Origin of the sequence: Acerihabitans sp. TG2 (genome assembly GCF_035013185.1) — a bacterium.
GTDB lineage: Bacteria > Pseudomonadota > Gammaproteobacteria > Enterobacterales > Enterobacteriaceae > Acerihabitans.
This window is the reverse complement of sequence record NZ_JAYGJO010000021.1, coordinates 74,604-99,412: the sequence shown is the minus strand read 5'-3', so window position 1 is coordinate 99,412 and position 24,809 is coordinate 74,604. Positions and strand designations below refer to the sequence as shown.

At 52.1% G+C, this 24,809-nt stretch carries 23 protein-coding genes and 2 tRNA genes; 1 reads left to right on the top strand and 24 read right to left on the bottom strand.

Annotation, left to right across the window (positions count from 1 at the left end; all coding sequences use genetic code 11):
• Positions 1-41 precede the first annotated feature (41 nt).
• The 21 genes from SJI19_RS17510 to sdhC all read right to left on the bottom strand — a co-directional run bounded on the left by SJI19_RS17510 (position 42) and on the right by sdhC (position 20,073).
• Positions 42-117: transfer RNA gene (locus tag SJI19_RS17510), tRNA-Lys, on the bottom strand.
• Between the two features lie 33 nt (positions 118-150).
• Positions 151-226, bottom strand: a tRNA-Lys gene (locus tag SJI19_RS17505).
• 214 nt (positions 227-440) lie between these two features.
• On the bottom strand, positions 441-1,241 hold the full coding sequence (gene cpoB, locus SJI19_RS17500) for a cell division protein CpoB (RefSeq protein ID WP_323479551.1): 801 nt from the start codon (positions 1,239-1,241) through the stop codon (positions 441-443).
• A 9-nt stretch (positions 1,242-1,250) separates the two neighbouring features.
• Positions 1,251-1,763 (bottom strand): peptidoglycan-associated lipoprotein Pal, encoded by a 513-nt coding sequence (gene pal / locus SJI19_RS17495; RefSeq protein ID WP_323479550.1) that lies wholly within the window; start codon positions 1,761-1,763, stop codon positions 1,251-1,253.
• Positions 1,764-1,806: 43 nt separating this feature from the next.
• A complete protein-coding gene (gene tolB, locus SJI19_RS17490) occupies positions 1,807-3,099 on the bottom strand; it encodes a Tol-Pal system beta propeller repeat protein TolB (protein ID WP_323479549.1) in 1,293 nt (430 codons plus the stop codon).
• A 141-nt stretch (positions 3,100-3,240) separates the two neighbouring features.
• On the bottom strand, positions 3,241-4,551 hold the full coding sequence (gene tolA, locus SJI19_RS17485; RefSeq protein ID WP_323479548.1) for a cell envelope integrity protein TolA: 1,311 nt from the start codon (positions 4,549-4,551) through the stop codon (positions 3,241-3,243).
• Positions 4,552-4,605: 54 nt separating this feature from the next.
• On the bottom strand, positions 4,606-5,028 hold the full coding sequence (gene tolR, locus SJI19_RS17480; RefSeq protein WP_323479547.1) for a colicin uptake protein TolR: 423 nt from the start codon (positions 5,026-5,028) through the stop codon (positions 4,606-4,608).
• 15 nt (positions 5,029-5,043) lie between these two features.
• On the bottom strand, positions 5,044-5,730 hold the full coding sequence (gene tolQ, locus SJI19_RS17475) for a Tol-Pal system protein TolQ (RefSeq protein WP_323479546.1): 687 nt from the start codon (positions 5,728-5,730) through the stop codon (positions 5,044-5,046).
• The gene (gene ybgC, locus SJI19_RS17470; RefSeq protein WP_323479545.1) at positions 5,727-6,131 is read right to left on the bottom strand and encodes a tol-pal system-associated acyl-CoA thioesterase; all 405 of its coding nucleotides are present in this window, start codon (positions 6,129-6,131) and stop codon (positions 5,727-5,729) included. Before ybgC ends, tolQ begins: the two co-directional genes overlap by 4 nt.
• Before the next feature lie 207 nt (positions 6,132-6,338).
• Positions 6,339-6,632 (bottom strand): cyd operon protein YbgE, encoded by a 294-nt coding sequence (gene ybgE, locus SJI19_RS17465; RefSeq protein ID WP_323479559.1) that lies wholly within the window; start codon positions 6,630-6,632, stop codon positions 6,339-6,341.
• Positions 6,632-6,760 (bottom strand): cytochrome bd-I oxidase subunit CydX, encoded by a 129-nt coding sequence (gene cydX, locus SJI19_RS17460; RefSeq protein WP_323479544.1) that lies wholly within the window; start codon positions 6,758-6,760, stop codon positions 6,632-6,634. The genes ybgE and cydX overlap by 1 nt, the downstream gene beginning before the upstream one ends.
• Positions 6,761-6,774: 14 nt before the next feature.
• Positions 6,775-7,914, bottom strand: coding sequence for a cytochrome d ubiquinol oxidase subunit II (gene cydB, locus SJI19_RS17455; RefSeq protein WP_323479543.1), 1,140 nt, complete (start codon positions 7,912-7,914; stop codon positions 6,775-6,777).
• Positions 7,915-7,928: 14 nt separating this feature from the next.
• A complete protein-coding gene (gene cydA / locus SJI19_RS17450) occupies positions 7,929-9,497 on the bottom strand; it encodes a cytochrome ubiquinol oxidase subunit I (protein ID WP_323479542.1) in 1,569 nt (522 codons plus the stop codon).
• 778 nt (positions 9,498-10,275) lie between these two features.
• The gene (gene sucD, locus SJI19_RS17445; RefSeq protein ID WP_323479541.1) at positions 10,276-11,145 is read right to left on the bottom strand and encodes a succinate--CoA ligase subunit alpha; all 870 of its coding nucleotides are present in this window, start codon (positions 11,143-11,145) and stop codon (positions 10,276-10,278) included.
• A complete protein-coding gene (sucC, locus tag SJI19_RS17440) occupies positions 11,145-12,311 on the bottom strand; it encodes an ADP-forming succinate--CoA ligase subunit beta (RefSeq protein WP_323479540.1) in 1,167 nt (388 codons plus the stop codon). The genes sucD and sucC overlap by 1 nt, the downstream gene beginning before the upstream one ends.
• Before the next feature lie 153 nt (positions 12,312-12,464).
• Complete coding sequence (gene odhB, locus SJI19_RS17435; RefSeq protein ID WP_323479539.1) at positions 12,465-13,706, bottom strand: 2-oxoglutarate dehydrogenase complex dihydrolipoyllysine-residue succinyltransferase; 1,242 nt, start codon at positions 13,704-13,706, stop codon at positions 12,465-12,467.
• Positions 13,707-13,721: 15 nt separating this feature from the next.
• Entirely contained in the window at positions 13,722-16,529 is a 2,808-nt protein-coding gene (sucA, locus tag SJI19_RS17430; protein ID WP_323479538.1) for a 2-oxoglutarate dehydrogenase E1 component, read from the bottom strand.
• Between the two features lie 311 nt (positions 16,530-16,840).
• Positions 16,841-17,557 (bottom strand): succinate dehydrogenase iron-sulfur subunit, encoded by a 717-nt coding sequence (locus SJI19_RS17425; protein ID WP_323479537.1) that lies wholly within the window; start codon positions 17,555-17,557, stop codon positions 16,841-16,843.
• A gap of 18 nt (positions 17,558-17,575) precedes the next feature.
• Positions 17,576-19,342 carry a succinate dehydrogenase flavoprotein subunit gene (gene sdhA / locus SJI19_RS17420; RefSeq protein ID WP_323479536.1) on the bottom strand — a complete coding sequence of 589 codons (1,767 nt, stop codon included), beginning with the start codon at positions 19,340-19,342 and terminating at the stop codon, positions 17,576-17,578.
• On the bottom strand, positions 19,343-19,690 hold the full coding sequence (gene sdhD, locus SJI19_RS17415) for a succinate dehydrogenase membrane anchor subunit (protein WP_323479535.1): 348 nt from the start codon (positions 19,688-19,690) through the stop codon (positions 19,343-19,345).
• Entirely contained in the window at positions 19,684-20,073 is a 390-nt protein-coding gene (gene sdhC / locus SJI19_RS17410) for a succinate dehydrogenase cytochrome b556 subunit (RefSeq protein WP_323479534.1), read from the bottom strand. The genes sdhD and sdhC overlap by 7 nt, the downstream gene beginning before the upstream one ends.
• Before the next feature lie 761 nt (positions 20,074-20,834).
• Between sdhC and SJI19_RS17405 the strand changes: the two genes are divergently transcribed.
• Positions 20,835-22,115 (top strand): citrate synthase, encoded by a 1,281-nt coding sequence (locus SJI19_RS17405; protein WP_323479533.1) that lies wholly within the window; start codon positions 20,835-20,837, stop codon positions 22,113-22,115.
• 235 nt (positions 22,116-22,350) lie between these two features.
• Here the strand turns inward: SJI19_RS17405 and pxpC are convergent, their stop codons facing one another.
• From pxpC to SJI19_RS17390, 3 genes are all read right to left on the bottom strand, one after another.
• Positions 22,351-23,301, bottom strand: a complete 951-nt coding sequence (gene pxpC / locus SJI19_RS17400; protein ID WP_323479532.1) for a 5-oxoprolinase subunit PxpC — start codon at positions 23,299-23,301, stop codon at positions 22,351-22,353.
• A complete protein-coding gene (pxpB, locus tag SJI19_RS17395; RefSeq protein WP_323479531.1) occupies positions 23,295-23,951 on the bottom strand; it encodes a 5-oxoprolinase subunit PxpB in 657 nt (218 codons plus the stop codon). The genes pxpC and pxpB overlap by 7 nt, the downstream gene beginning before the upstream one ends.
• Positions 23,952-24,041: 90 nt before the next feature.
• The gene (locus SJI19_RS17390) at positions 24,042-24,785 is read right to left on the bottom strand and encodes a type 2 GTP cyclohydrolase I (protein ID WP_323479530.1); all 744 of its coding nucleotides are present in this window, start codon (positions 24,783-24,785) and stop codon (positions 24,042-24,044) included.
• Between the last annotated feature and the right edge of the window lie 24 nt (positions 24,786-24,809).

Sequence of the window (24,809 nt, the reverse complement as noted above, 5' to 3'; positions counted from 1 at the left end):
AGTTCGTTCTAGGATTTTATGTTGTACGCATTTTTTGAAAATGGTGGGTCGTGCAGGATTCGAACCTGCGACCAATTGATTAAAAGTCAACTGCTCTACCAACTGAGCTAACGACCCATAGAGGGGGTATTACGAAGGCATCGGATAAGATGGTGGGTCGTGCAGGATTCGAACCTGCGACCAATTGATTAAAAGTCAACTGCTCTACCAACTGAGCTAACGACCCTAATATCCGCTGCGTTACTTTTTGCTATGTACTACTTTGATTCATTTTTACTCATCACCGATGGATAAACGTTTTCCCTTGGCAACGGCGGCATATATTACTGACAATAATATTCTGCGCAACCTAAATCTCCCACAATAGGATTCAACTGCTTGATCTTCGAGCATTCAGGCCTAAATTCGGTAATTTATACCTCATTTAAGGCCTGGATGGTTTAAAGACTAGCCAGTTTTTTTTGCGCTTGCTTAGCGGATTCTGTGTTGGGATATAATTTAACAACTTGCTGGTAAACGGCCTTGGCTTTGTCGGTCTGGCCTTTTTCCTGCATGATCAACCCAATTTTGAACAGCGCCTCAGCGCTTTTCGGCGACTTAGGATAATTTTTAACGACCAAGGCAAAATAGTATGCCGCGTCGTCTTTTTTACCCTTGTTATAATACAGCTGACCAAGCCAATAATTCGCATTGGGTTGATACGTTGAATCGGGGTAACGTTTTATGAAATTCGTAAATGCAGTGATACCCTGATCGTACTGTTTTTTCACCAGTACCAGATCCACCGCCGCGTTGTAATCAGTGTTCGCATCACCAGTGCTGCTGCCAACCGCCGCGGCAGGGGCTGCCGCTGCTGAAGAAGCATCACCACCGCTAGCAGGGGTAGAGGAGCTGTTATCAGCACCAGCGGCCGCAGGCGCATCCTGCCCACCCTTGCTGAGGCTGTCAATTTGCTGATAGAGCTGTTTTTGTCGATCGACAATTTGCGTAAGCTGATACTGATTTTCCTGGATTTGACCCCGTAAAGAATCAATATCATTCTGATTGCCGGCGATTTGTTGCTGAATTTGGGTTAATAGCTGGGCGTGAGCGTTAGTTATACGCTCAAGTTGAGTGACTCGGTCTTCCACCGAGCCGGAGCCCACATTACTGATTGGCGCTTGGGCGGTAGCGGCCCAAGGGGCCGCTACGCCAACCAGCAACGACAGACTTAACACATAGTGCCTGAAGTTACCGCTCATGCAATTCTCTTAGTATACCAGTACGGCGCGACGGTTTTTGGCATAAGCCGCTTCGTCATGACCCAGTACAGCCGGTTTTTCTTTACCGTAAGAAACGATAGAGATTTGATCGGCGTTAACGCCTTTACCCTGAAGGTACATCTTCACGGCATTGGCACGACGTTCGCCCAGGGCGATGTTATATTCCGGAGTACCACGTTCATCCGCATGACCTTCAACAGTCACTTTGTAGGACGGGTTACTGCGTAGGAAGTTAGCATGCGCATCCAGCATTTGAGCGAAATCAGAACGGATGTCGTACTTATCAAGATCAAAGTAAACGATATTGTTCTTCTGTAGCTCTTGCATCTGCAGGCGAGCCTGTTCTTCAGACGACGCATTGCTGCCAGCATTTTCAGTACCAGTGCCAGCGCCCATGGCCGAATCAGCACCATTATTTGCGCTTTTGTGGGAACTACACGCGGCGATAGCCAGAACCGGCAATGCCAACATCAGCCCTTTTAGCACTTTGTTCAGTTGCATCTCATTTTCCTTTTATAGTTTGCCATACACATTTACACATGCATCACAGATACGGAGACCAGGCAGGAAATTTTACCTGTCCATCAGTCGCCGGAAGACGCGCTTTGAAACGCCCATCGGTCGAAACCAGCTGTAACACGGATCCCATCCCTTGAGTAGAGCTGTAGATTACCATGGTGCCATTGGGTGCGAGGCTTGGCGTTTCATCCAGGAACGTGGCCGATAAAACTTGCACGGCTCCCGTTGCCAGATCTTGTTTTGCGATATGCTGAGCGCCGTTAGCAGAGCTGACCATGACCAGAAATTTCCCGTCCGCACTCACATCCGCATCCTGATTCTGGTTACCTTCCCAGGTCAGACGCTGCGGAGTACCGCCATTAATACCGATTTTGTACACTTGTGGACGACCACCCTGATCCGAGGTGTAGGCCAGGGTTTGGCTGTCCGGGAACCAGGTCGGCTCCGTATTATTGCTTCGGCCATCGGTCACTTGCGTGATCTGGCCGGAAGCCAAATTCATCACATAAAGATTTAAACTACCCGACTTGGACAACGCGAAAGCCAGTTTAGTACCGTCCGGTGAGAAAGCCGGCGCACCGTTATGACGCGGGAAACTGGCAATCTGACGGACGCTGCTATTGGCCAGGGTTTGTACCACCAAGGCGGAACGACCGCTTTCGAAGGTCACATAGGCCAGTTTGCTACCGTCAGGTGACCAAGCCGGAGACATCAGCGGCTCAGGTGAGCGATGGACGACAAACTGATTGTAGCCATCATAATCCGCCACGCGCAGTTCATACGGATACTGCCCACCGTTGGTTTGCACCACATAAGCGATGCGGGTGCGGAACGCGCCCTTGATTCCGGTCAATTTTTCAAAGACACCATCGCTGGCGGTATGCGCGGCATAACGCAGCCATTGTTTGGTGACTTTAAATTGGTTCTGCGCCAGTACGGCGCCCGGGGTGCCCGAGGTATCCACTAACTGGTATGAAACCACATAACCACCGTCAGCGCTAGGCTGTACCTGCCCCACGACCACCGCGTCAATGCCAAGTGCGGTCCACGCCGCCGGCGTCACCTCCGCTGCCGTAGTTGGCTGTTGCGGCAGACGCGCGACATCCAGCGGATTAAACTTGCCGCTATTGCGTAAATCCGCTGCGACAATCGCACCGACGTCTTCCGGCGCTGCGCCAGGACCCGCCCATTTAAACGGGACCACACCAATCGGGCGTGCGGTATCCACACCCTGGGTGATCTCTATTCGCACTTCCGCATGCAACACGGAGGCCCATAATACTAATATTCCTAGCGCTACTCGAAATGCCTGCTTCATTTCATCTCCCATACCAAGGCGATACGCCCCGATAAATTAGCAGAATTTTAACTAAACCACTTAAATAAAACCACAAATGCTAGCTAGATAACATAGTCTACTTCTTAATCGTTCACCGCAATATTTTGACTTCTTTACCCATTATTGCGGTTTAAAATCTATCGGCGCATTTTTAAACACCTCATAGACTGCCTGGCTAGGCGGTTTAGGTATTTTTGCCAGCTTCGCGGCAGAAATCGCCGCTTGGCAAAGGGCGGGATCGCCGCCTTCAGAAGACACGGAAATCACCATACCATCTGACGCTAATTTCAAACGCAAAGTACAGGTTTTACCATTAAACGCCGGATCGTTATAAAACTTCGCTTCTATAGCCGCCTTCACTTGGTTGCCATAACTGCTGATATCAGCTCCCGACGCCCCACTCTCCTTGCTGTTGCCCTTCCCCTTAGGTTTGCTGCCACCACTGGGTCCGCCGCCCGCTTTGGGCGCGTTTTTCGAGTCGGTTAACCCACCGAGCAGATCATCAACTTCATTCGACTGCTTGGCGGCCGCTGCAGCTGCGGCTTTCTTCGCAGCTGCCGCAGCTTTGGCACCGGCGGCCTTTTCCTTGGCAGCCTCGGCTTTAGCTTCAGCCGCTGCTGCGGCTTTTTCCTTGGCTGCTTCGGCTTTGGCCTCAGCGGCTGCGGTCGCTTTTTCTTCTGCGGCAGCAGCTTTGGCGGCAGCAGCTTTTTCAGCTGCCGCGGCTTTGGCTGCAGTGGCTTTTTCTGCTGCGGCGGCTTTGGCGGCTTCGGCTTTAGCTTCGGTGGCTTGTGCCGCTGCAGCTTTTTTGGCCTCCTCTACCGCTTTAGCTTTGGCCGCTTGCTCAGCCTGTTTTTTAGCCTCAGCGGCTGCGGCGGCCGCCTGTTTGCTGGCTTCGGCCTCGGCCTGTTTTTTGGCCTCAGCGGCAGATTTAGCCTGCTGTGCAGCTTCAGCCTTGGCCTGAGCCGCAGCGGCTTCCGCCTGCTTCTGCTGCTCCTTGGCCTGCTGGGCGGCAGCTTCAGCCTGTTTTTGCTGCTCAGCCGCTTGCTTTTGCTGCTCCGCCAGCTGCTGTTTCTGCTGTTGGGCAGCGTCTTGCGCCGCCAACCGCTCTTTTTCCAATTCTTTTAAGCGCTGCTGTTCAGCCGCCTGCTTTTGTTGCAGTTCTTCTGCTTGCTGCTGCGCCTGCTTTTCACGCTGCTGCGACGCACGCTGGGCATCAGTCTGCTGCTGCTGCTGACGGTTATATTGCTGTACCACGGCACCGGGATCGACCATTACAGCGTCGATGGACGAGCCGCCTCCTCCGCCGCCACTAGATTCAAGTGTCTGCGTGTAAGAACTCCAGACCAGCAAGCCGATCAGGAGAATATGCAGAACAATCGAGATAATAATGGCACGTTTAAGCTTATCGTTCTGTTCGGTTGCCTTTACCACAATCGATTCCCAAAAACAGGTTTGCCAGATAAAGCGCACATGATCAGCATGCCGTTAAATAGGCTGCGTCATCAGACCAACCGACTTAACGCCGGCCTGATGCAACAAATTCAGCGCCTTGATAATTTCATCATAAGGCACATCTTTGGCGCCACCGATCAGAAATATCGTTTTTGGATTGGCCGTTATTCGTGACCGCGCCTCGGCTACCACCTGCTCCGGCGGCAACTGTTCCATACGGTTATGATCCACCACCAGGCTGTACTGGCCTACACCCGACACTTCAACGATCACCGGCGGATTATCATCGCTACTTACCGCTTTCGAGTCCGTTGCATCCGGCAAATCTACCTCGACGCTTTGGGTAATAATCGGCGCGGTTGCCATAAAAATCAACACCAATACCAACAACACGTCGAGCAAAGGAACGATGTTTATCTCTGACTTGATTTGATTTCGACCACGTCTCCGGGCCATGTTCTCCCCTCCTTCTTACTTAGCGCTATCGCTGGCGAAGGCCTGACGATGCAGGATGGCGATGAACTCTTCGGTAAAGTTGTCGTAATTCTGATCAAGCTTATTCACCCGCTGGCTTAGCCGATTGAAGGCCATGACTGCGGGGATGGCGGCGAACAGGCCGATCGCGGTGGCAATCAGCGCTTCGGCGATACCAGGGGCAACCATTTGCAGCGTTGCCTGCTTTACCGCGCCCAGACCAATAAAGGCGTGCATGATGCCCCACACCGTACCGAACAAACCGATATAAGGGCTGATGGAACCCACGGTTCCCAAAAAAGGAATGTGGGTTTCAAGGGCTTCCAGCTCGCGGTTCATGGAGATGCGCATGGCGCGCGAGGCACCTTCAACCACGGCCTCAGGCGCATGGCTGTTGGCGCGATGCAAACGGGCGAATTCTTTAAAACCGGAGTAGAAAATTTGCTCCGTTCCCGTCAGGGTATCACGGCGAGTCTGACTTTCCTGATACAGGCGTGACAGTTCGATACCGGACCAGAATTTGTCCTCGAAGGCCTCTGCCTCGCGGGTGGCCGTGTTTAAAATACGGGTGCGCTGGATGATAATCGCCCAGGATGCAATGGAAAAGCACATCAAAATCAACATGATCAGTTTAACCAGAAAGCTAGCTTTCAGGAACAGATCAAAAATGTTCATGTCAGTCACTGCTTGAACTCCGCGACAATAGACTTAGGAAGCGCGATTGGCTTCATTTGGTGTGGATCAATACAGGCTATCAAAACATCCGCCTGGCTGAGAAGTTGCCCTTCAGCGTTCAGGATGCGTTGCGCAAAAGTCAAAGAGGCACCGCGCATTGAAACGATTTCACTTTCTACTTGCAGCAAATCGTCCAGACGCGCTGAGGCGAGATAGTCCACCGTGATACGCTTTACCACGAACGCAACCTTAGCGCTCAGTAAAGCCTGTTGATGGAAATTATGCTGGCGTAGCATCTCGGTACGTGCCCTTTCAAAAAAAACCACGTAGCGTGCATGATAGACCACACCACCGGCGTCCGTGTCTTCAAAATACACCCGCACCGGCCATCGGAATAACGTATTACTCACTGTAGATCCCAAGATCCCAACAACGCAAAACAACGGTGCTTACTATACGCAAGACGTGTCACGTTGGGAATGAATTACCTAGGGGGAATGAAAATAATTATGCTACTGCCTTTGTCACACTATTGATTTTGCCTATCGATTCGCACTATCGATTTGCACAATCTATTAGCACTCGCAATAGCGGCCAGAATGTTGTAACCCTGGCCGTCAGATAAAGGCGTAGATCAGCGCGCAAACCAGTACCAACATCGCCAGTGGCGGCAGGAAAAACAGCCGCCAGCCCAGGCGTCGGGGATAGAAGCCGACGCCATGCACCACCCCAGCGCACACTGCCCACACGATAAGCAGATTGTGCCAAACAGCCAACGAGCTGGTTTGTGTGGCGAAACGCGCAGGCGCCCAGAACACGCAACCGGCCAGTACCAGCGCCATCAGCAGGGAAAGAGCCCGTAGAGGGCTCTTGTCGGTAAGGCGATAGAGATAATCGATTAAGGATTTAATCAATTCAGGTCTTGCCCTGTGGTGTTATCAGCAATTTTGCTGTCTTCATGATGCTCCAGCGCCAGAGCGGTAATGATACCAAAGGCGCAGGCGAGCAGCGTTCCAAGGATCCAGGCGAAATACCACATTTTCAGCTCCTTTCTCAGTACAACGAATGCGTGTTTTGTTCAATGTGCTCTTTAGTGATGCGACCATACATCTTGTAGTAGCACCAGAAGGTGTAGAGCAGGACGATAGGCACAAACACCGCAGCCACCAGAGTCATCACCTGTAGGGTCAACAAACTCGAGGTCGCATCCCATACCGTCAGGCTGGCTTCAGGCATGGTGCTTGAAGGCATAATGAACGGGAACATGGTGATGCCAGCGGTCAAGATCACACAGGCAATGGTCAACGAGGCGAAAATAAATGCCCAGGCACCGTGGCGTAGCCGGGAACACAGGATAGTGAGCAACGGCAATAGCACGCCCAGTGCCGGCACGATCCACAGTATCGGATAGTTGTGATAATTAGCCATCCAGGCACCAGCCTGATGTACCACTTCTTTATTTAACGGATTCGATGGCGCGTTAAGATCCATCACCGAGGTAATGGTGAACCCATCAATGCCTTTAACCAACCACACGCCGGCCAACAGAAAGGTCACCATGGTTAATAAAGCACACACCTGAGCCGCGGTGCGGGCACGCACCAGCAAATCGCCACTGGTACGCATTTGCAGATAAGTAGCCCCTATCGTCAGGAACATTCCCAGGCTAACGATCCCAGCCAACAGACCAAACGGGTTCAGTAGTTGGAAAAAGTTACCTGTGTAGAATACGCGCAGGTATTCATCCATATGGAAAGGCACGCCCTGCAACAGGTTGCCGAACGCCACACCGATCACCACTGGAGGAATAAAACTGCCGGCAAAAATGCCCCAGTCACAAACGTTACGCCAGCGGTTATCGTCGATTTTCGCCCGGTATTCCAGACCCACCGGACGAAAAAACAGCGAGGCCAGCACCAGTATCATCGCGACATAAAAACCGGAGAACGCAGCAGCATAGACGGTTGGCCAGGCGGCAAACAACGCGCCGCCGGCGGTGATCAACCACACCTGATTGCCTTCCCAGTGCGGGGCGAAGGCGTTGATCATGATGCGTCGCTCGGTATCGTTGCGTCCAATAATACGCATCAGCATACCGACACCCATATCAAAACCGTCGGTCACCGCAAAGCCTATCAGCAGGACACCAATCAGCACCCACCAGATAAAGCGTAATACTTCATAATCAAACATGGCTCGGTCTCCTGTTAATGTGCTTTCTGCGCGGTGAGCGTCGGCTGTTCGAAATGATAACGACCGGTTTTCAGGCTGCTTGGTCCCAAGCGCGCGTATTTAAACATCAGGTACATCTCAGCCACCAGGAACAGGGTGTATAACCCGCAGATCAAGCCCATGGAGAACAGGATATCACCGGCGGTCAGGCTGGAATTGGCCACTGCGGTAGGTAATATTTCACCAATAGCCCAAGGCTGACGACCATATTCCGCGACAAACCAACCGGCCTCAATGGCAATCCAGGGAATGGGAATGCCATACAGTGCCGCTTTATGCAACCAGCGTTTTTGGCCAATACGGTTACGTATTACGCTCCAGAAGGACATGGAAATGATGATGAGCATCAGTACGCCGCCCGCAACCATAATACGGAAGGAGAAGTACAGTGGAGCCACTCGTGGTATTGAGTCGTTAGTTGCGCTCTGAATCTGTGCCTCAGTGGCGTTTGCCACGTCATTGGTATAACGTTTGAGCAGCAACCCGTAACCCAGGTCTTTCTTGACCTGCTCAAACTTGCTGCGCACCGCCGGATCAGCATCGCCGCTACGCAACTGCTGCAGTAGCGCATAGGCTTTCATGCCATTACGGATACGAATCTGGTGCTGGGCCAGCAAATCCTTAAGACCTGTCACCTGCCCATCAAGCGAGCGGGTGGCGATAATCCCCAGGGCGAATGGGATCTGGATGGCGAAGTTGTTGCGCTGCGTTGCCTGATTGGGAATGCCGAACAGGGTAAATGCAGCAGGCGCCGGCTGGGTATCCCACTCCGCCTCGATTGCCGCCAACTTGGTTTTCTGCACATCACCCATTTCGTAGCCGGATTCATCACCCAGAACGATCACCGACAGCACTGCCGCCATGCCGAAGGCTGCCGCGATGGCGTAAGAACGGCGGGCGAAAGCCACATCACGTCCTTTAAGCAGATAGTAGGAGCTAATACCGAGTACGAACATGGCACCGGTGCAGTAACCCGCAGCCACGGTATGCACGAATTTAACCTGCGCCACCGGATTGAGCACGAGATCAGCAAAGCTGACCATTTCCATACGCATGGTTTCGTAATTGAAATCAGACGCGATGGGATTTTGCATCCAACCATTGGCCACCAGAATCCAGAGTGCGGAAAGGTTAGAGCCTAACGCCACCATCCAGGTCACGGTTAAATGCTGTGTTTTACTCAGACGATCCCACCCGAAGAAAAACAAGCCAACAAAGGTCGATTCCAGGAAGAAGGCCATCAGGCCTTCAATGGCCAGAGGGGCGCCGAAAATGTCGCCGACATAGTGGGAAAAATAAGACCAGTTAGTCCCGAATTGGAACTCCATGGTCAGGCCGGTGGCCACACCCAGAGCGAAGTTTATACCAAACAACTTGCCCCAGAATTTGGTCATATCTTTATAAATTTGTTTGCCTGACAGGACGTAGACCGTTTCCATAATGGCCAATAAAAAGGCCATACCCAGGGTGAGTGGGACAAACAGAAAATGGTACATCGCAGTTAAGGCAAACTGCAATCTGGACAGTTCGACGACATCAAACATGTTGACCCCTTGCTCCTCGCGAGATAGCTCCCACGTGCGGTAATCTGGCGCTTCAATGTGACAAAGCGACGCAACAACCCGCGGTGAATAATAAAGAGTTTATAATTGTTCCTGACCTAGGACCGTTCCGTAAAAAAAACAGCGCTAACGCGTTAGCACGGAAAAACCAAAGGCGGATTTTAATAAAACATCACTTTCCTGGTAGAGCTGTGCATATAGTACCCCTCAAATTACTCGGGATAAATATCTTTTTTCGTGACTCCGGTTAAGAATTGGTGTCATGATCAAAACCGACATTAAAAAGCAGTAAAGTAGAAATTGCGCTAGCGCAATTTCTACAAATTTGAGCATAATTCACCACAAAAAATCATTGATTTAGCGCAACTTTCAGCGACTTTTGTTAAAAAATATAATATATTTCAACCTCAATGTGTTCGATGTTAAAAAAGTGTAATTAATAAGATCGCTAAATTACCCAAAAAGAAAAATATCAGCTGATGATATTTTTTAATTGTTACGGCGCTATTATTTTCTCGAAAGTTCGAACGATCTGTGTGGGTTATTGCAAAAAGGGTTTTTATTTAAAATTAATGGGGTACGTTTGATAATTTAACCAACAGTTAACATAAACGAAAAATACGGTAAACGCTTAGCCCCACCCATTAAGGCTGTCTCTCGCAAAAAAAAACGCGGCCTAAGAACCACCGCGCCAAACCTGGCCGTGTGTTCCTATGCCGCGCTATACCGTCCCACCCGCAAGCTAAAAGCGGTGGCGGTGTTACACCAGCAGCGCTTTCAGTGCCTGCCCGATATCCGCCAAGCTGCGCACCGTTTTGACTCCTGCGGCTTCCAGCGCAGCGAATTTCTCATCCGCCGTACCTTTACCTCCGGCGATAATCGCCCCGGCGTGTCCCATACGCTTGCCTTTCGGCGCGGTAACACCGGCAATATAACCCACTACCGGTTTAGTCACGTGCTCCTTGATGTAAGCAGCCGCTTCTTCTTCCGCGCTGCCGCCGATTTCACCAATCATCACGATAGCCTCGGTTTGTGGGTCTTGCTCAAACAGCTTAAGGATATCGATGAAATTGGAACCTGGAATAGGATCGCCGCCAATACCTACGCAGCTTGACTGGCCAAGCCCGGTGTCGGTGGTCTGTTTTACCGCTTCATAGGTCAAGGTCCCTGAACGCGATACAATGCCTATACGACCAGGCTGATGAATATGACCAGGCATAATGCCAATTTTGCATTCCCCAGGGGTGATCACCCCTGGGCAATTAGGGCCAATCATGCGCACACTGGTTTGTTCCAGCTTAGCCTTCACCACCAGCATATCGAGTGTGGGGATGCCTTCCGTAATGCAAATAATCAGCTCGATGCCCGCGTCAATGGCTTCAAGGATCGAGTCCTTGCAAAACGGTGCCGGAACATAAATCACTGATGCCGTGGCACCGGTTTTTGTCACGGCTTCACGCACGGTGTTAAATACCGGCAGCCCTAAATGTTCGGTACCACCTTTGCCCGGCGTTACGCCGCCGACCATTTTCGTGCCATAGGCCAGTGCTTGTTCGGAATGAAAACTCCCCTGGCTGCCGGTAAATCCCTGGCAAATGACTTTGGTATTCTTGTCGATTAAAATGGACATTATTTTCCCTCCACCGCAGCTACCGCTTGTTGGGCCGCGTCGGTCAAACTGGTGGCGGCAATGATATTCAGGCCGCTTTCGGCCAAGGTCTTGATGCCAAGTTCAGCGTTGTTACCTTCCAGACGCACCACCACCGGCACGTTAACGCCCACTTCCGCCACCGCACCGATAATGCCTTCGGCAATCAGATCGCAACGCACGATACCGCCGAAGATATTCACCAGCACCGCTTTGACATTTTCGTCCGACAAGATGATCTTAAACGCCTCGGTGACCCGCTCTTTGGTTGCACCACCGCCAACATCCAAGAAGTTGGCCGGCGAACCGCCGTGGAGTTTCACAATATCCATGGTGCCCATGGCCAGTCCGGCGCCGTTAACCATACAACCAATATTGCCGTCCAGAGCTACATAGTTCAGTTCCCATTGCGCCGCCTGAGCTTCCCTTGCATCCTCCTGGCTAGGATCGCGCATTTCGCGGAGTTCAGGCTGACGGAACAACGCGTTGCCATCGGCGCTAAGTTTGCCGTCCAGGCAGATCAGATTGCCTTCGCGGGTGATCACCAGCGGGTTAATCTCCACCAGCGCCAGATCCCGTTCAAGAAACAGCGTGGCCAATCCCATGAAAATTTTGGTGAACTGGCCGATCTGCTTACCAGACAGTCCTAATTTGAACGCCAGTTCACGTCCCTGGAACGGTTGTGGCCCGGTCAGCGGATCAAGCGCCACCTTGTGGATCAAATGCGGCGTCTGTTCGGCGACTTTCTCGATTTCCACGCCACCCTCGGTAGAGGCCATAAACACCACGCGCCGGGATCCACGGTCCACCACAGCACCCAGATAAAGTTCTTTGTCGATATCGGTTGCGGCTTCCACCAGAATTTGGTGTACCGGTTGGCCCAAGGCGTCGGTCTGGTAAGTGACCAGCCGCTTGCCCAGCCAATTTTCCGCAAAGGCGCGAATCTCATCTTTAGTGTTTACCACTTTGACGCCACCCGATTTACCGCGACCACCGGCGTGCACCTGACATTTCACGACCCAAGGGGCGGAGCCAATCTTGGAGGCGGATTCTTCCGCTTCCCGCGGCGTGGTACATGCAAAACCCGTAGGGGTAGGCAGACCATACCGAGCAAACAGCTGTTTTGCCTGATATTCATGTAAGTTCATGATGTTGTTTCCATCTTCGTCTGGAGTATCGACGGCAGCGTACTATAGCCACCATTAAAGGGTTCTAGCCAAAGGCAATAAAACGCCGGCAATGTCGCGTTGCCGTCCTGAGACTAAAGACGGATACGGCCCTGCAGCCGTATCCGTTATCCGCTAAACGTCAAGCAGCAGACGGGTCGGATCTTCTAGCATATCTTTCACGGTGACCAGGAAACTCACCGACTCTTTACCGTCGATCAACCGATGGTCGTAAGAGAGCGCCAGATACATCATCGGCAGGATAACCACCTGACCATTAACCGCCATAGGGCGGTCCTTGATAGCATGCATGCCCAGGATCGCGCTTTGCGGAGGATTAATGATCGGTGTTGACATTAACGAACCGAAAACGCCGCCGTTGGTAATCGTAAAGTTACCTCCGGTCAGTTCTTCCACCTTTAGTTTGCCATCACGTCCTTTTACTGCCAGTTCCTTGATGGATTTTTCCACATCCCCCATACCCAAGGCATCCACATCACGTAGCACCGGCGTGACCAGCCCGCGCGGAGTGGACACGGCAATACTGATATCAAAGTAGTTATGATAAACCACATCTTCGCCATCAATGGAGGCGTTCACTTCCGGGAAGCGTTTTAACGCTTCCACTACCGCTTTAATATAGAAAGACATGAAACCAAGGCGGATACCATGGCGTTTCTCAAAGACCTCGCCATATTGTTTGCGTAAATCCATAATCGGTTTCATGTTGACTTCATTAAAGGTGGTCAACATGGCGGTGTTGTTTTTGGCTTCCAGCAGACGCTCGGCGACGCGTTTACGCAAACGGGTCATTGGAACACGCTTTTCAGTATGATCGCCCAAGGCCGGAACCGACGCTTTGGCCGCTGCCGGTGCAGCGGAGGGGGCCGGAGCTGGAACTGGAGCGGCGCTCACCGTTTTACCGGCGAGGTGTTTTTCCACGTCTTCCCGAGTGATACGCCCGCCAACGCCGCTGCCGACGATTTCTTCCACGTTCAGGTCATGTTCCGCTATCAAACGCCGAATGGCAGGGCTGATGGCTTCGGTATGGTGTTCTTCCAGACCGGCGGTGTAACGCTGGGCAGGCGTGGATTCCTTAGATTGTGATTTTTCTGAGGTTTCCTGACCGGTGCTGTCGACGGGACGCAGCCGCCCAAGCACCTGGCGTGACGTCACGGTCGCGCCTTCGTCCTCCAACAGTGCTTCCAATATACCCGCTTCGGTAGCAGGAACTTCCAGTACCACCTTGTCGGTTTCAATTTCAACCAGCACTTCATCGCGCTGAACGCTGTCGCCAGGCTTTTTATGCCAAGTGGCGACAGTCGCATCGGCAACGGATTCGGGAAGGTCAGGAACCAGAATATCTACGCTACTCATTATCTATCCTTATATTTAATTAACGTTCAGCGCGTCATTGACCAGATTTTTTTGTTGTGTCTGGTGCACGGACAAATACCCAACCGCCGGCGAAGCGGATGCCGGGCGTCCCGCGTAACGTAGTGATGCTGCAAAAGCAATGACTTCACGCAGATGATGTTGACTGCAATACCAAGCACCCTGGTTCAGCGGCTCCTCTTGGCACCAGACAAAGTCTTGTACATGAGAGAAGGGCTTGAGAACCTCCTGTACCGCCTGGTGCGGGAACGGATAAAGCTGTTCGATACGCACAATAGCCACGTCCTGTTGACCGTTTTTGCGGCGCTGATCCAACAAATCATAATAAACCTTACCAGAACACATCACGACGCGCTTTACTCCCTGTGGATCAATCGGGTCTATTTCGCCAATGGCGGGCATAAACCCTCCCTGCGCCAAATCCTCAAACGACGAGATAGCCATAGGATGGCGCAGCAGAGATTTCGGCGACATGACGATCAGCGGCCGACGCATATTGCGCAATGCCTGACGCCGCAGCATATGGTAGACCTGTGCTGGCGTGGAAGGGACACAGACCTGCATATTCTGTTCTGCGCAAAGTTGCAGGTAGCGTTCCAACCGAGCTGAAGAGTGCTCCGGTCCCTGCCCTTCGTAGCCGTGGGGGAGCAGCATCACCAGCCCACACATCCGGCCCCATTTTTGCTCACCAGAACTGATGAACTGATCGATAACCACTTGCGCACCGTTAGCAAAATCACCGAACTGCGCTTCCCAGATCACCAAAGTCCGTGGTTCGGCAGTGGCGTAACCGTATTCAAAGGCCAGCACCGCTTCTTCGGATAATACCGAGTCCCACACACGGAAGGTGCCCTGACCGTTGTGCACATGGGCCAACGGCGTATAGGTTGAGCCATTCTTCTGATTATGCACCACGGCGTGTCGGTGGAAGAAGGTACCGCGCGCGGTATCTTCACCAGACAGCCGGATGGGCACACCTTCATCCACCAACGTAGCGTAGGCCAGGGTTTCGGCACCGCCCCAGTCAAACGGTTTGGTACCGGCGGCCATCAGAGCACGATCGTGGTAGATCTTGGCTACCCGCGGCTGCATTTCCACGCCGGCCGGCACTTCACTGATGCGCCGGGCCAACTCCTGCAATCGTTTGGGTTCGACCTCGCTGGGATAAGCCTCGTCCCAGTCATGATTAAGAAAACGCGACCAGGTAAAGGAGTGCATGTTCATTGGCCGCCACTCTTTCACCACACACTCGCCACGATCCAGAGCATCACGGTATACATTGACCATTTCGGTGGCGTCCCCCAGCGTGGCGACGCCGTCACGCTCCAATCTATCGGCATAGATTTTTCGGGGTGTCGGGTGTTTTTTGATCTTGTGATACATCAGGGGCTGAGTGGCGCTCGGCTCGTCCGCTTCGTTATGACCGTGGCGGCGATAGCACACCAGGTCGATCATGACGTCGCGTTTGAAGGTATTGCGAAAATCCAGCGCAACCCGGGTGACAAACGCCACGGCTTCAGGATCGTCAGCGTTGACATGGAAAATCGGCGCCTGGACCATTTTGGCGATGTCGGTGCAATATTGGGTCGAGCGGGCGTCGTGAGGATTCGAGGTAGTAAAACCCACCTGGTTGTTCACGACAATGCGTACCGTACCGCCAACGTCGTAGCCACGCGCCTTGGACATGTTCAGCGTTTCTTGCACCACGCCCTGTCCACTAATGGCCGCATCACCATGCAGGGTGATAGGCAGCACCATTTTGCTACTGTGTTCACCGAGCCTATCGATACGGGCACGCACGGAACCCACCACCACGGGGCTTACGATCTCAAGGTGAGAGGGGTTAAAGGCCAGCGCCAGATGGACAATGCCGCCATCGGTTTCCACATCGGATGAGAAACCCTGATGATATTTCACATCGCCGGTCCCCAAATGCTCTTTGTGCTTACCCGCGAACTCATCAAACAGATCCTGCGGCAGCTTACCGAGCACGTTGATAAGGACGTTTAAACGACCGCGGTGCGCCATGCCCAGCACCACTTCGCGGGTTCCGTTTTTACCTGCGTAACGAACCATCTCTTTTAGCATGGGGATCAACGCGTCGCCGCCTTCCAGAGAAAAGCGTTTGGCCCCCGGGAATTTGGCACCCAAATAGCGTTCGATGCCCTCAGCCGCCGTCAACTCGCTGAGAAAACGCAGTTTCTCATCCTGGCTAAAGCTCGGCTGCCCCACCACAGATTCGATATGCTGTTGGATCCAGCGTTTTTCTTCTGTATTGGTAATGTGCATATACTCAGCGCCGATTGAACCACAATAGGTTTGTTTCAACGCATCGTAGAGATCCGCAAGCTTCATGGTTTCCTTGCCAATGGCAAAGGAACCAACGTTAAAGCTCTCTTGGAAATCGGCTTCGGTGAGGTTATGGAACGCCGGATTCAAATCAGGAACGGTTTCTTGTTGCCATAAACCCAGCGGATCGAGGTTGGCATGCTGGTGGCCGCGAAAGCGAAACGCATTGATGAGCTGCAAGACTTTAACCTGCTTGGCATCGTTATCCGGGTCATTGACCGTAGAAGTGTAGCGCGTTGCATCCTTAGCCAATCGCCGAAAATAGTCCCGGGTCTTGGAATGGAGTTGGTCGGGGCTGACTCCAGAAGTGGGTAACTGCTTAAATACTGTACTCCAGCTATCGTCAACAGAGTCAGGATCCGTTAAAAAATCCTCATAGAGCTGCTCTATGTAGGACTGGTTCGCCCCCGCCAGATAGGAGGAATCCAGCCAGGCCTTCATTGCGCCGTTCTGCATTATGATCCCTTAAGCTGTTTAAGCTCAGTTTTCGCCGTGGTTAACATGTTTATTTCAACATATAAGCGGTTCAACCGGTGTATTACCTACCCACAAATCGGCGTAAATAACCGAACCGAAGGAACCTTTGAAAAGCGGCTGATCTGACATGATTAACCGGTTTTCAAAGATTTCCTATGCTATCCATTGCCTTGGCGTTTTTATAGCCTCGACGCAGCCTAATGTCTGCGAGGCAAGTCTCGGTACGTCCATCGCCGCTTGGTGATAGGACGCACCCCGGATGGATAACTTAAACTGTTACACCACGCAACTTAGGCACTGTGGTGCACCAGCATATTTTTAATATGCCCAATGGCCTTAGTCGGATTCAGCCCTTTTGGACAAACGTTGACGCAATTCATGATGCTATGACAGCGGAATACGCTGAACGCGTCATTCAGATCCTCCAAACGCCCTTCCCGTTCCGTGTCGCGGCTATCAATGAGGAAACGATAAGACGCCAGAAGCCCGGCCGGGCCGATAAACTTATCCGGATTCCACCAGAATGACGGACATGCTGTGGAACAACAGGCGCATAAGATACATTCGTACAACCCGTCCAGTTTTTCCCGTTCCTGTGGACTTTGCAAATGCTCCCGCGCCGGCGGATTATTGCCATTATTCAATAGATAAGGCTTGATTTTTTCATACTGGGCGTAGAACTGCCCCATGTCCACCACCAAATCACGCACTACCGGTAACCCCGGCAATGGGCGGATAACAATTTTATTATCCCCTTTCCGCAGAGTGGACACCGGGGTAATGCAGGCCAGTCCGTTTTTTCCATTCATGTTCACGCCGTCGGAACCACAGACCCCTTCCCTACAGGAACGACGAAACGCCAGCGTTGGATCCTGCTCTTTCAGTTGGATTAACGCGTCCAGCAACATCAGATCGTGGCCTTCATCGATCTCTAAGTGATAATCCTGCATACGCGGTTTGTTATCAATATCAGGATTATAACGGTAAATCGAAAATTCAACTTTCATCACTTTCCCCCCCAGCCCTTAATAAGTACGCACTTTCGGCGGGAATGCCGGGCGCAATGTCGGTTGCATATTGACTTCTCGACGGGTCATGGTGTCGCTCTCAGGCAAATAAAGGCTATGGCACAACCAGTTGGCATCGTCACGATCCGGAAAATCAAAGCGACTGTGCGCACCACGACTTTCAGTACGGAAGTTGGCGGCCATCGCAGTGGAATACGCAGTTTCCATGAGATTATCGAGCTCCAGGCATTCCACCCGCTGGGTATTGAATTCGGTGGAGGTATCGTCCAGACGGGCGTTATTTAGGCGTTCGCGAATCGTTTTTAACTCTGCCAACCCCTTGGCCATGGCATCACCTTCCCGGAACACCGAGAAATTGTTTTGCATGCAGGCCTGCAGGGCTTTGCGTATTTCTACCGGATTCTCGCCAGTGCGGTTGCTGTCCCAGCGGTTATAGCGCACCAACGCGGCGTTGATGTCGTCTTCGCCGGCATCGCGGAACGGCCCTTGCTCAGTGAGCGACTCCTGCAAATGCATACCGGCAGAACGGCCGAACACGATCAGATCGAGCAAAGAATTACCGCCGAGGCGATTGGCGCCATGTACCGATACGCAGGCAATTTCGCCTACCGCGAACAGGCCGGGCATAACCACATCCTTGCCCTGAGCATCGACTGTCATCACCTGTCCGGTCACTTTGGTGGGGATGCCACCCATCATATAGTGACAGGTAGGGATAACCGGGATCGGATCCTTCACCGGATCCACATGAGCAAAGGTCCGCGACAGTTCCAGAATACCTGGCAACCTCGACTCCAGTACGTCTTTACCTAGGTGATCAAGCTTGAGTTTGACGTGCGGCCCCAAAGGCCCATCGCAGCCGCGACCTTCTCGAATTTCAATCATGATCGAGCGGGCGACCACATCGCGGCCTGCCAGGTCCTTGGCATTGGGCGCGTAGCGTTCCATAAAACGCTCACCGTCCTTATTAAGCAGGTAACCGCCTTCACCACGACAACCTTCGGTGACTAGCACTCCCGCGCCAGCGATGCCAGTGGGATGGAATTGCCACATTTCCATATCCTGTACCGGCACACCGGCGCGCAGCGCCATGCCAATACCGTCGCCGGTATTGATGTGGGCATTGGTGGTGGACTGATAGATACGCCCGGCCCCGCCGGTGGCCAGAATGGTAGCCCGCGCCTTAAAATAGACCACTTCACCGGTCTCAATGCATAGCGCCGTGCAACCGACAAACGCACCGTCCTGGTTTTTTACCAAATCCAGCGCGTACCATTCGGAAAAAATAGTGGTGTGGTTTTTGAGGTTCTGCTGATAAAGAGTATGAAGTAACGCATGACCGGTACGGTCGGCGGCGGCGGCGGTACGCGCCGCCTGTTCACCGCCATAATTACGCGACTGACCACCGAACGGACGCTGATAAATGCGTCCATCGTCCAGGCGGGAAAATGGCAACCCCATATGTTCGAGTTCCAACACCGCTTCCGGACCGGTTTTACACATATACTCAATGGCATCCTGGTCACCGATATAATCGGAACCTTTTACGGTGTCATACATATGCCACTGCCAGTCGTCCTCATGGGTATTACCCAAGGCAACAGTGATACCACCCTGTGCGGAAACCGTATGGGAACGAGTAGGGAAAACTTTGGAAACCAGGGCGCAGGAGAGGCCCATCTGTGAAATCTGCAGCGCAGCGCGCATTCCCGCACCACCCGCACCAATAACCACAGCATCAAATTCTCTTACTGGCAAACTCATTTATGCACCCCACACCACGACAGTTCCATAAAAAAAATACACCAACAGCACGATAACTATAGCCAGTTGCAATGACAGCCGAAGCGCCACCGGTTTGATGTAATCCGTTAATACCTGCCACATGCCGATCCAGGTATGCACCAGGATGGAAAACAGCGTCAGCAGGGTAAAGACCTTCGTCATGGGTAAAGAAAAAAAACCGCGCCAAATCTCATAATTAAGGTTATCGGCAAAAACGATAAATCCCAGCATATAAAGAATGTAAAGGCAGATTACGATGGCGGAAGCCCGAACCAATAACCACTCATGCACTCCATTACGTCCTAGTGCCGAAGCATTGCTTACCATACGAGTACTCCCGCCAGAATTGAAAGCACGATAGTGATCACAAATGTAACATTTGCCGATAATTTCCCCACGGCTAATGTCTCATCCAGGTAGCCAAAATCCATCAGCATATGCCGAATACCCCCGATGGCATGATAGGCCAGCGCGGTCAAAATGCCCCACATGATGAACTTGACGATGAAGCTATCCATGATAGCCGTTGCTTGGATATAACCTTCGGCGGAGGAAAGGGAAAGCCCCAATATCCAGAGCAGGATACCGATGGCTATGAACATGATGACTCCGCTAACGCGGTGGAGAATAGAAGCTATCGCAGTAACGGGAAACTGGATCGTTTGCAGATCCAAGTTGACAGGCCTTTGTTTTTTCACGGTTTTGCCCACACAGCTATTATTATTTTTCCTTCCTCCGGTCCTGGGTGGGTCAGACAGCGTTAACGGGTAACCATGACGCGACATGTGCTCAACAGTACCAATCCTTTGTGCTTAAATGACGCATTAAATAACGCTGGGTGCTCCTACTACAGGGGGTTCCGGAGACCTTAGGGAAGTATATGGCTTTCACATTATGATTACAATTCCCCTACAATTTGTTTGGTAACATTTGGGTCGTTTAGTGACTTGGCTCACGAATTTTACATTTACCCCAATTCCATACAACCACATTGACAAAAAAGCAACATATTCATTACAAGTGAACTACCCAATATGCTATAAATGATGAACTATTGGCATAGAAAACTTCCGCCATGACAAAGATTATGCAACAGTGTGAGGCGCATCCTATTCTTAAGGGGTAAGGTGCCTTTATAAATGGCTAAAATTAATACCTGTAGATCTTTAATAACCGAGGAAAGCCGTTTTTTCATCCTCGCCGGGAACAACTTGCACCATCCTTAAGCTCTGTATCCTGCAGATACCCTATAGATTTTGAGCTGCAGGTTAGCGGTAAGTAACACAACTCCATGAAATTACTCAGGTAAGTGATTGGGGTGAAAGCGCATAACCAATGCACCTGCGACGAGAAAGATGTTGGGTGAGACGTTAAGCCGGAGCGATGGGTTGACAATAAACGCGCAAGGTCCCGCAGGCGTGTCGGTACCCTATGGTCAAAGATTTATCATATAAGCGCTAAGGAGATTATAATGGCTGACAATAAAGCAACGCTGAACCTACCGGGTGAAGCGCCGATTGAACTCGATGTATTGACCGGAACGCTCGGCGCAAAGGAAATTGATATCCGTAAGCTGGGTGGTAAAGGCTACTTCACCTTCGATCCCGGTTTCACCTCCACCGCGTCCTGTGAATCCAAAATTACCTATATCGACGGCGATGAAGGCATTTTACTGCACCGTGGTTTTCCTATTGATCAACTGGCACTGCATTCCAATTTTCTCGAAGTTTGCTATATCCTATTGAACGGCGAATCGCCAACGCTGAAGCAATACGAAGAATTCCGCGACATAGTGACCCGTCACACTATGGTGCATGAGCAAATCACACGCCTGTTTAACGGTTTTCGCCGCGACTCCCATCCGATGGCGGTACTGTGTGGCGTAACCGGCGCGTTGGCGGCGTTCTATCATGATTCGCTGGATGTAAACGTTGAACGCCATCGCGAAATCGCAGCGTTCCGTTTATTGTCTAAAATGCCGACCGTGGCCGCCATGTGTTATAAATATTCCATTGGTCAGCCTTTTGTGTATCCCCGCAACGATCTCTCTTATGCTGGCAACTTCCTGCATATGATGTTTTCCACGCCGTGCGAGGAGTATGTGATCAATCCAATCCTGGAACGTGCGATGGATCGAATATTGATTCTGCATGCCGATCATGAGCAAAACGCGTCCACCTCCACGGTGCGCACTGCCGGATCATCCGGCGCCAATCCGTTTGCCTGCATCGCGGCCGGGATTGCCTCTTTGTGGGGACCGGCCCATGGCGGTGCCAACGAGGCCACGCTGCGTATGTTGGAGGAAATATCCAGCGTCGAACATATACCGGCCTTTATTGAACGGGCCAAAGATAAAAACGACTCGTTTCGTTTGATGGGCTTCGGCCATCGGGTTTATAAAAACTACGATCCGCGCGCTACCGTGATGCGCGAGACGTGCCACGAAGTGTTAAAAGAGCTGAAGCTATCCGACGATCTGCTGGCGGTCGCCATGGAACTTGAACACATCGCCTTGCACGACCCCTACTTTATTGAGAAAAAGCTTTATCCGAACGTGGATTTTTATTCCGGCATCATTCTTAAAGCCATGGGTATCCCTTCCACCATGTTTACGGTTATTTTCGCCATGGCGCGTACCGTCGGCTGGATTGCCCACTGGAAAGAGATGCATGATGACGGGGTCAAAATTGCCCGACCACGCCAGCTCTATACTGGTTATGATAAACGCGAGTTTGTTTCACAGATTAAATAGCCCGTTTGCCACTGCCGTATAAACGTCAACGCCGCATAATGCGGCGTTTTTTTGAGTTTGATGACAAAGCCGGGCATGATGGGCAAGATCGTAAAGACGCCATGAATACATCCATGTAGGCTCGTGCGCGCCATCCCTGGCGCACTACGCTTTACTCTTCTTACCCATCATACCCGCCGTTAGTTCAGGGACACATTTGTAAGCAGTCTGACGCCGCATAATGCGGCGTTTTTTTTTACGCGGTGATGGCAGGCTGATTGGCAGGATCCAACTGCCAGGCGATTTGCTCGAAATAGCGGGCTTGCTCAAGCCAGGCGGCGTGGGCTTCTTCTAGTGTGCAGTGGATAAAGTGAATCGGCTCACCCAGACGAATTTGTGCCAAATGAAACAAATCAGCGGCGATAACACAGGCAATCCGCGGGTAACCACCGGTAGTTTGGGCATCGGCCATCAGCACAATCGGCTGGCCACCATGGGGTACCTGCACCACTCCGGGCAACAACCCATGGGAAAAGAGTTCACGATCGGTGTTGCGCTTTAACGCCCGGCCTTGTAACCGATAACCCATGCGGTTGCTCTGCGGGCTAAGTTGCCAACTCAAGCGCCAAAAGGCCTCTTGCGAATCAGCGGAGAATTCACGATATTCCGGGCCGGGCAGCGCCCGCACACGATTGCCAAATAACAGCTGCCTGATGCCGATTTGCCGGGACAGTATGGTGCGGGACTCACCGGCAATCAGCAGGTCGCCCTCCATGATTTTCCGTCCCAGATAACCGCCAAAACCACCGTTAAGATCGGTACTGCGCGAATTCAGCACCTTCGGCACATCAAATCCACCCGAAACGGCCAAGTAGCTGCGCATGCCATGTTTTGGTGTTGCCAGTGTGATCGTCTGCCCCGGACGCACTTGAAAACGCCAACCGGTCCACAATGGTTTGCCATCGAGCAGCGCATGGCAATCGGCGCCGGTCAGTGCTAACCAGCCAGGGGCGGTTATTTGCGCAGTGAATTGGCCGAGAGTAATTTCCAGCACCGCATCATCCTGGTCATTGCCCACCAGCAAATTAGCCGTTTTCATGGCAGGAAGATCCAACACACCACCCAGACTAATACCGAGATGACGAAAACCGTTACGGCCGCCATCTTGAATGGCGGTCATCATACCGGCATGCAGTACCTTTAGCATATGCCCTCCCGTTGTGGCACAAAGCGCACGTTATCACCGGGCAATAGCAACGTGGGTGGATCGTTACGCGGATCGAACATCACCAACGTGGTCCGTCCGATAATTTGCCACCCTCCCGGCGTCGCCAGTGGATAAATGCCAGTCTGTTTGCCACCAATACCGACCGAGCCGGCCGGCACACTCAGGCGGGGTTCGGCACGACGCGGTGCGGTTATGCTTTCCGGCAGCCCGGCCAGATAAGGAAATCCCGGTTGGAAACCGAGAAAATAAACCACATAGGTCACGCTGGAATGGCACTCTACCAGTTGACGCGTCGACATGCCGGCATGGTCCGCCACCCAGGTCAAATCCGGGCCCATCTCGCCCCCATAAACCACCGGGATATTCACCTCGCGCGACGCGGGAACCACAGCCTCGCTTTCTTCCCACCAATTTTGCAAACGCTCAATAGCATCCAGCGCCGAACGCTGTGGATTAGCCAGCAAAACGGTCAGGTTATTCATACCCGGAATGACCTCCCGCACCTCTTCGTAGTCCGCTATCCGCGCGGCAAGGCCCCAGATACGCTGTTGGCTCTCCACGGTGATGGGAGGTTCTAGCTCAAGCACGACCGTGCTTTCACCCAATAAGTAACATCGAGCCCGTTGCAATACCGCCTCCTGAGAAACAAATCTGGTTAACCGGTGATGTATTGCAGGTAATGTAATGCGTTTAGCGGGAAAATGTAATAGTGAGCAGGATTACGCTGGATTCGGAATATCAATAAAAGTGACATCCATACCGTGGAACCTGGCCAACCATTCCCCAAGCGCTTTGATACCACCACGCTCGGTCGCATGGTGACCGGCTGCGTAAAAATGCAGTCCCATCTCCCGTGCGATATGAATCGTTTGCTCAGAAACCTCACCGGTGATAAACGCATCCACCCCGGCCTTGACCGCCTGTTCGATAAAACTTTGGCCGCCACCGGTGCACCACGCCAGTCGGGATATTTTCTTCGGGGCGTTATCACCGCAGTGAAGGACCGATCGTTCCAAGCGCGTTTCTAAAAGCTCAAGCAACGCCAGCGGGTCAATAGCCGGGGAGAATTCGCCCCAAGGGACTAACGGCACCAATTGTCCCTTAATGTCGATACCCAGCAACGCGGCCAACTGAGCATTATTGCCTAAGGTGGGATGCGCATCCAGGGGAAGATGCCACGCGTACAGGTTAATATCATGGTTTAACAGGGTTTTCAGCCGACGTTGTTTCATTCCGCGAATCGACGGTGGCTCGTCTTTCCAAAAATAGCCGTGATGCACTAATACCGCATCGGCACCCCTCGCCACAGCGGCGTCTAGCAGCGCCTGACACGCAGTAACGCCAGTGACGATACGCTTGACATCCGTCCGACCTTCGACCTGCAGCCCGTTGGGAGCATAGTCTTGGAAAGTGGTGGTATTAAGCTGTTGGTTGATGAGTTGTTCCAGATCAATGTTACGCATAACGGTAAAACCTTATTTCAGCCA

Coding starts and splice junctions, on each gene's coding strand:
- sucC (WP_323479540.1), bottom strand. CDS start 12,311: ATGAACTTACATGAATATCAGGCAAAACAGCTGTTTGCTCGGTATGGT.
- tolR (WP_323479547.1), bottom strand. CDS start 5,028: ATGGCCCGGAGACGTGGTCGAAATCAAATCAAGTCAGAGATAAACATC.
- tolB (WP_323479549.1), bottom strand. CDS start 3,099: ATGAAGCAGGCATTTCGAGTAGCGCTAGGAATATTAGTATTATGGGCC.
- sdhD (WP_323479535.1), bottom strand. CDS start 19,690: ATGGTAAGCAATGCTTCGGCACTAGGACGTAATGGAGTGCATGAGTGG.
- odhB (WP_323479539.1), bottom strand. CDS start 13,706: ATGAGTAGCGTAGATATTCTGGTTCCTGACCTTCCCGAATCCGTTGCC.
- SJI19_RS17390 (WP_323479530.1), bottom strand. CDS start 24,785: ATGCGTAACATTGATCTGGAACAACTCATCAACCAACAGCTTAATACC.
- SJI19_RS17405 (WP_323479533.1), top strand. CDS start 20,835: ATGGCTGACAATAAAGCAACGCTGAACCTACCGGGTGAAGCGCCGATT.
- pxpC (WP_323479532.1), bottom strand. CDS start 23,301: ATGCTAAAGGTACTGCATGCCGGTATGATGACCGCCATTCAAGATGGC.
- cydB (WP_323479543.1), bottom strand. CDS start 7,914: ATGTTTGATTATGAAGTATTACGCTTTATCTGGTGGGTGCTGATTGGT.
- cpoB (WP_323479551.1), bottom strand. CDS start 1,241: ATGAGCGGTAACTTCAGGCACTATGTGTTAAGTCTGTCGTTGCTGGTT.
- cydA (WP_323479542.1), bottom strand. CDS start 9,497: ATGTTTGATGTCGTCGAACTGTCCAGATTGCAGTTTGCCTTAACTGCG.
- cydX (WP_323479544.1), bottom strand. CDS start 6,760: ATGTGGTATTTCGCCTGGATCCTTGGAACGCTGCTCGCCTGCGCCTTT.
- sucD (WP_323479541.1), bottom strand. CDS start 11,145: ATGTCCATTTTAATCGACAAGAATACCAAAGTCATTTGCCAGGGATTT.
- SJI19_RS17425 (WP_323479537.1), bottom strand. CDS start 17,557: ATGAAAGTTGAATTTTCGATTTACCGTTATAATCCTGATATTGATAAC.
- sucA (WP_323479538.1), bottom strand. CDS start 16,529: ATGCAGAACGGCGCAATGAAGGCCTGGCTGGATTCCTCCTATCTGGCG.
- sdhA (WP_323479536.1), bottom strand. CDS start 19,342: ATGAGTTTGCCAGTAAGAGAATTTGATGCTGTGGTTATTGGTGCGGGT.
- pal (WP_323479550.1), bottom strand. CDS start 1,763: ATGCAACTGAACAAAGTGCTAAAAGGGCTGATGTTGGCATTGCCGGTT.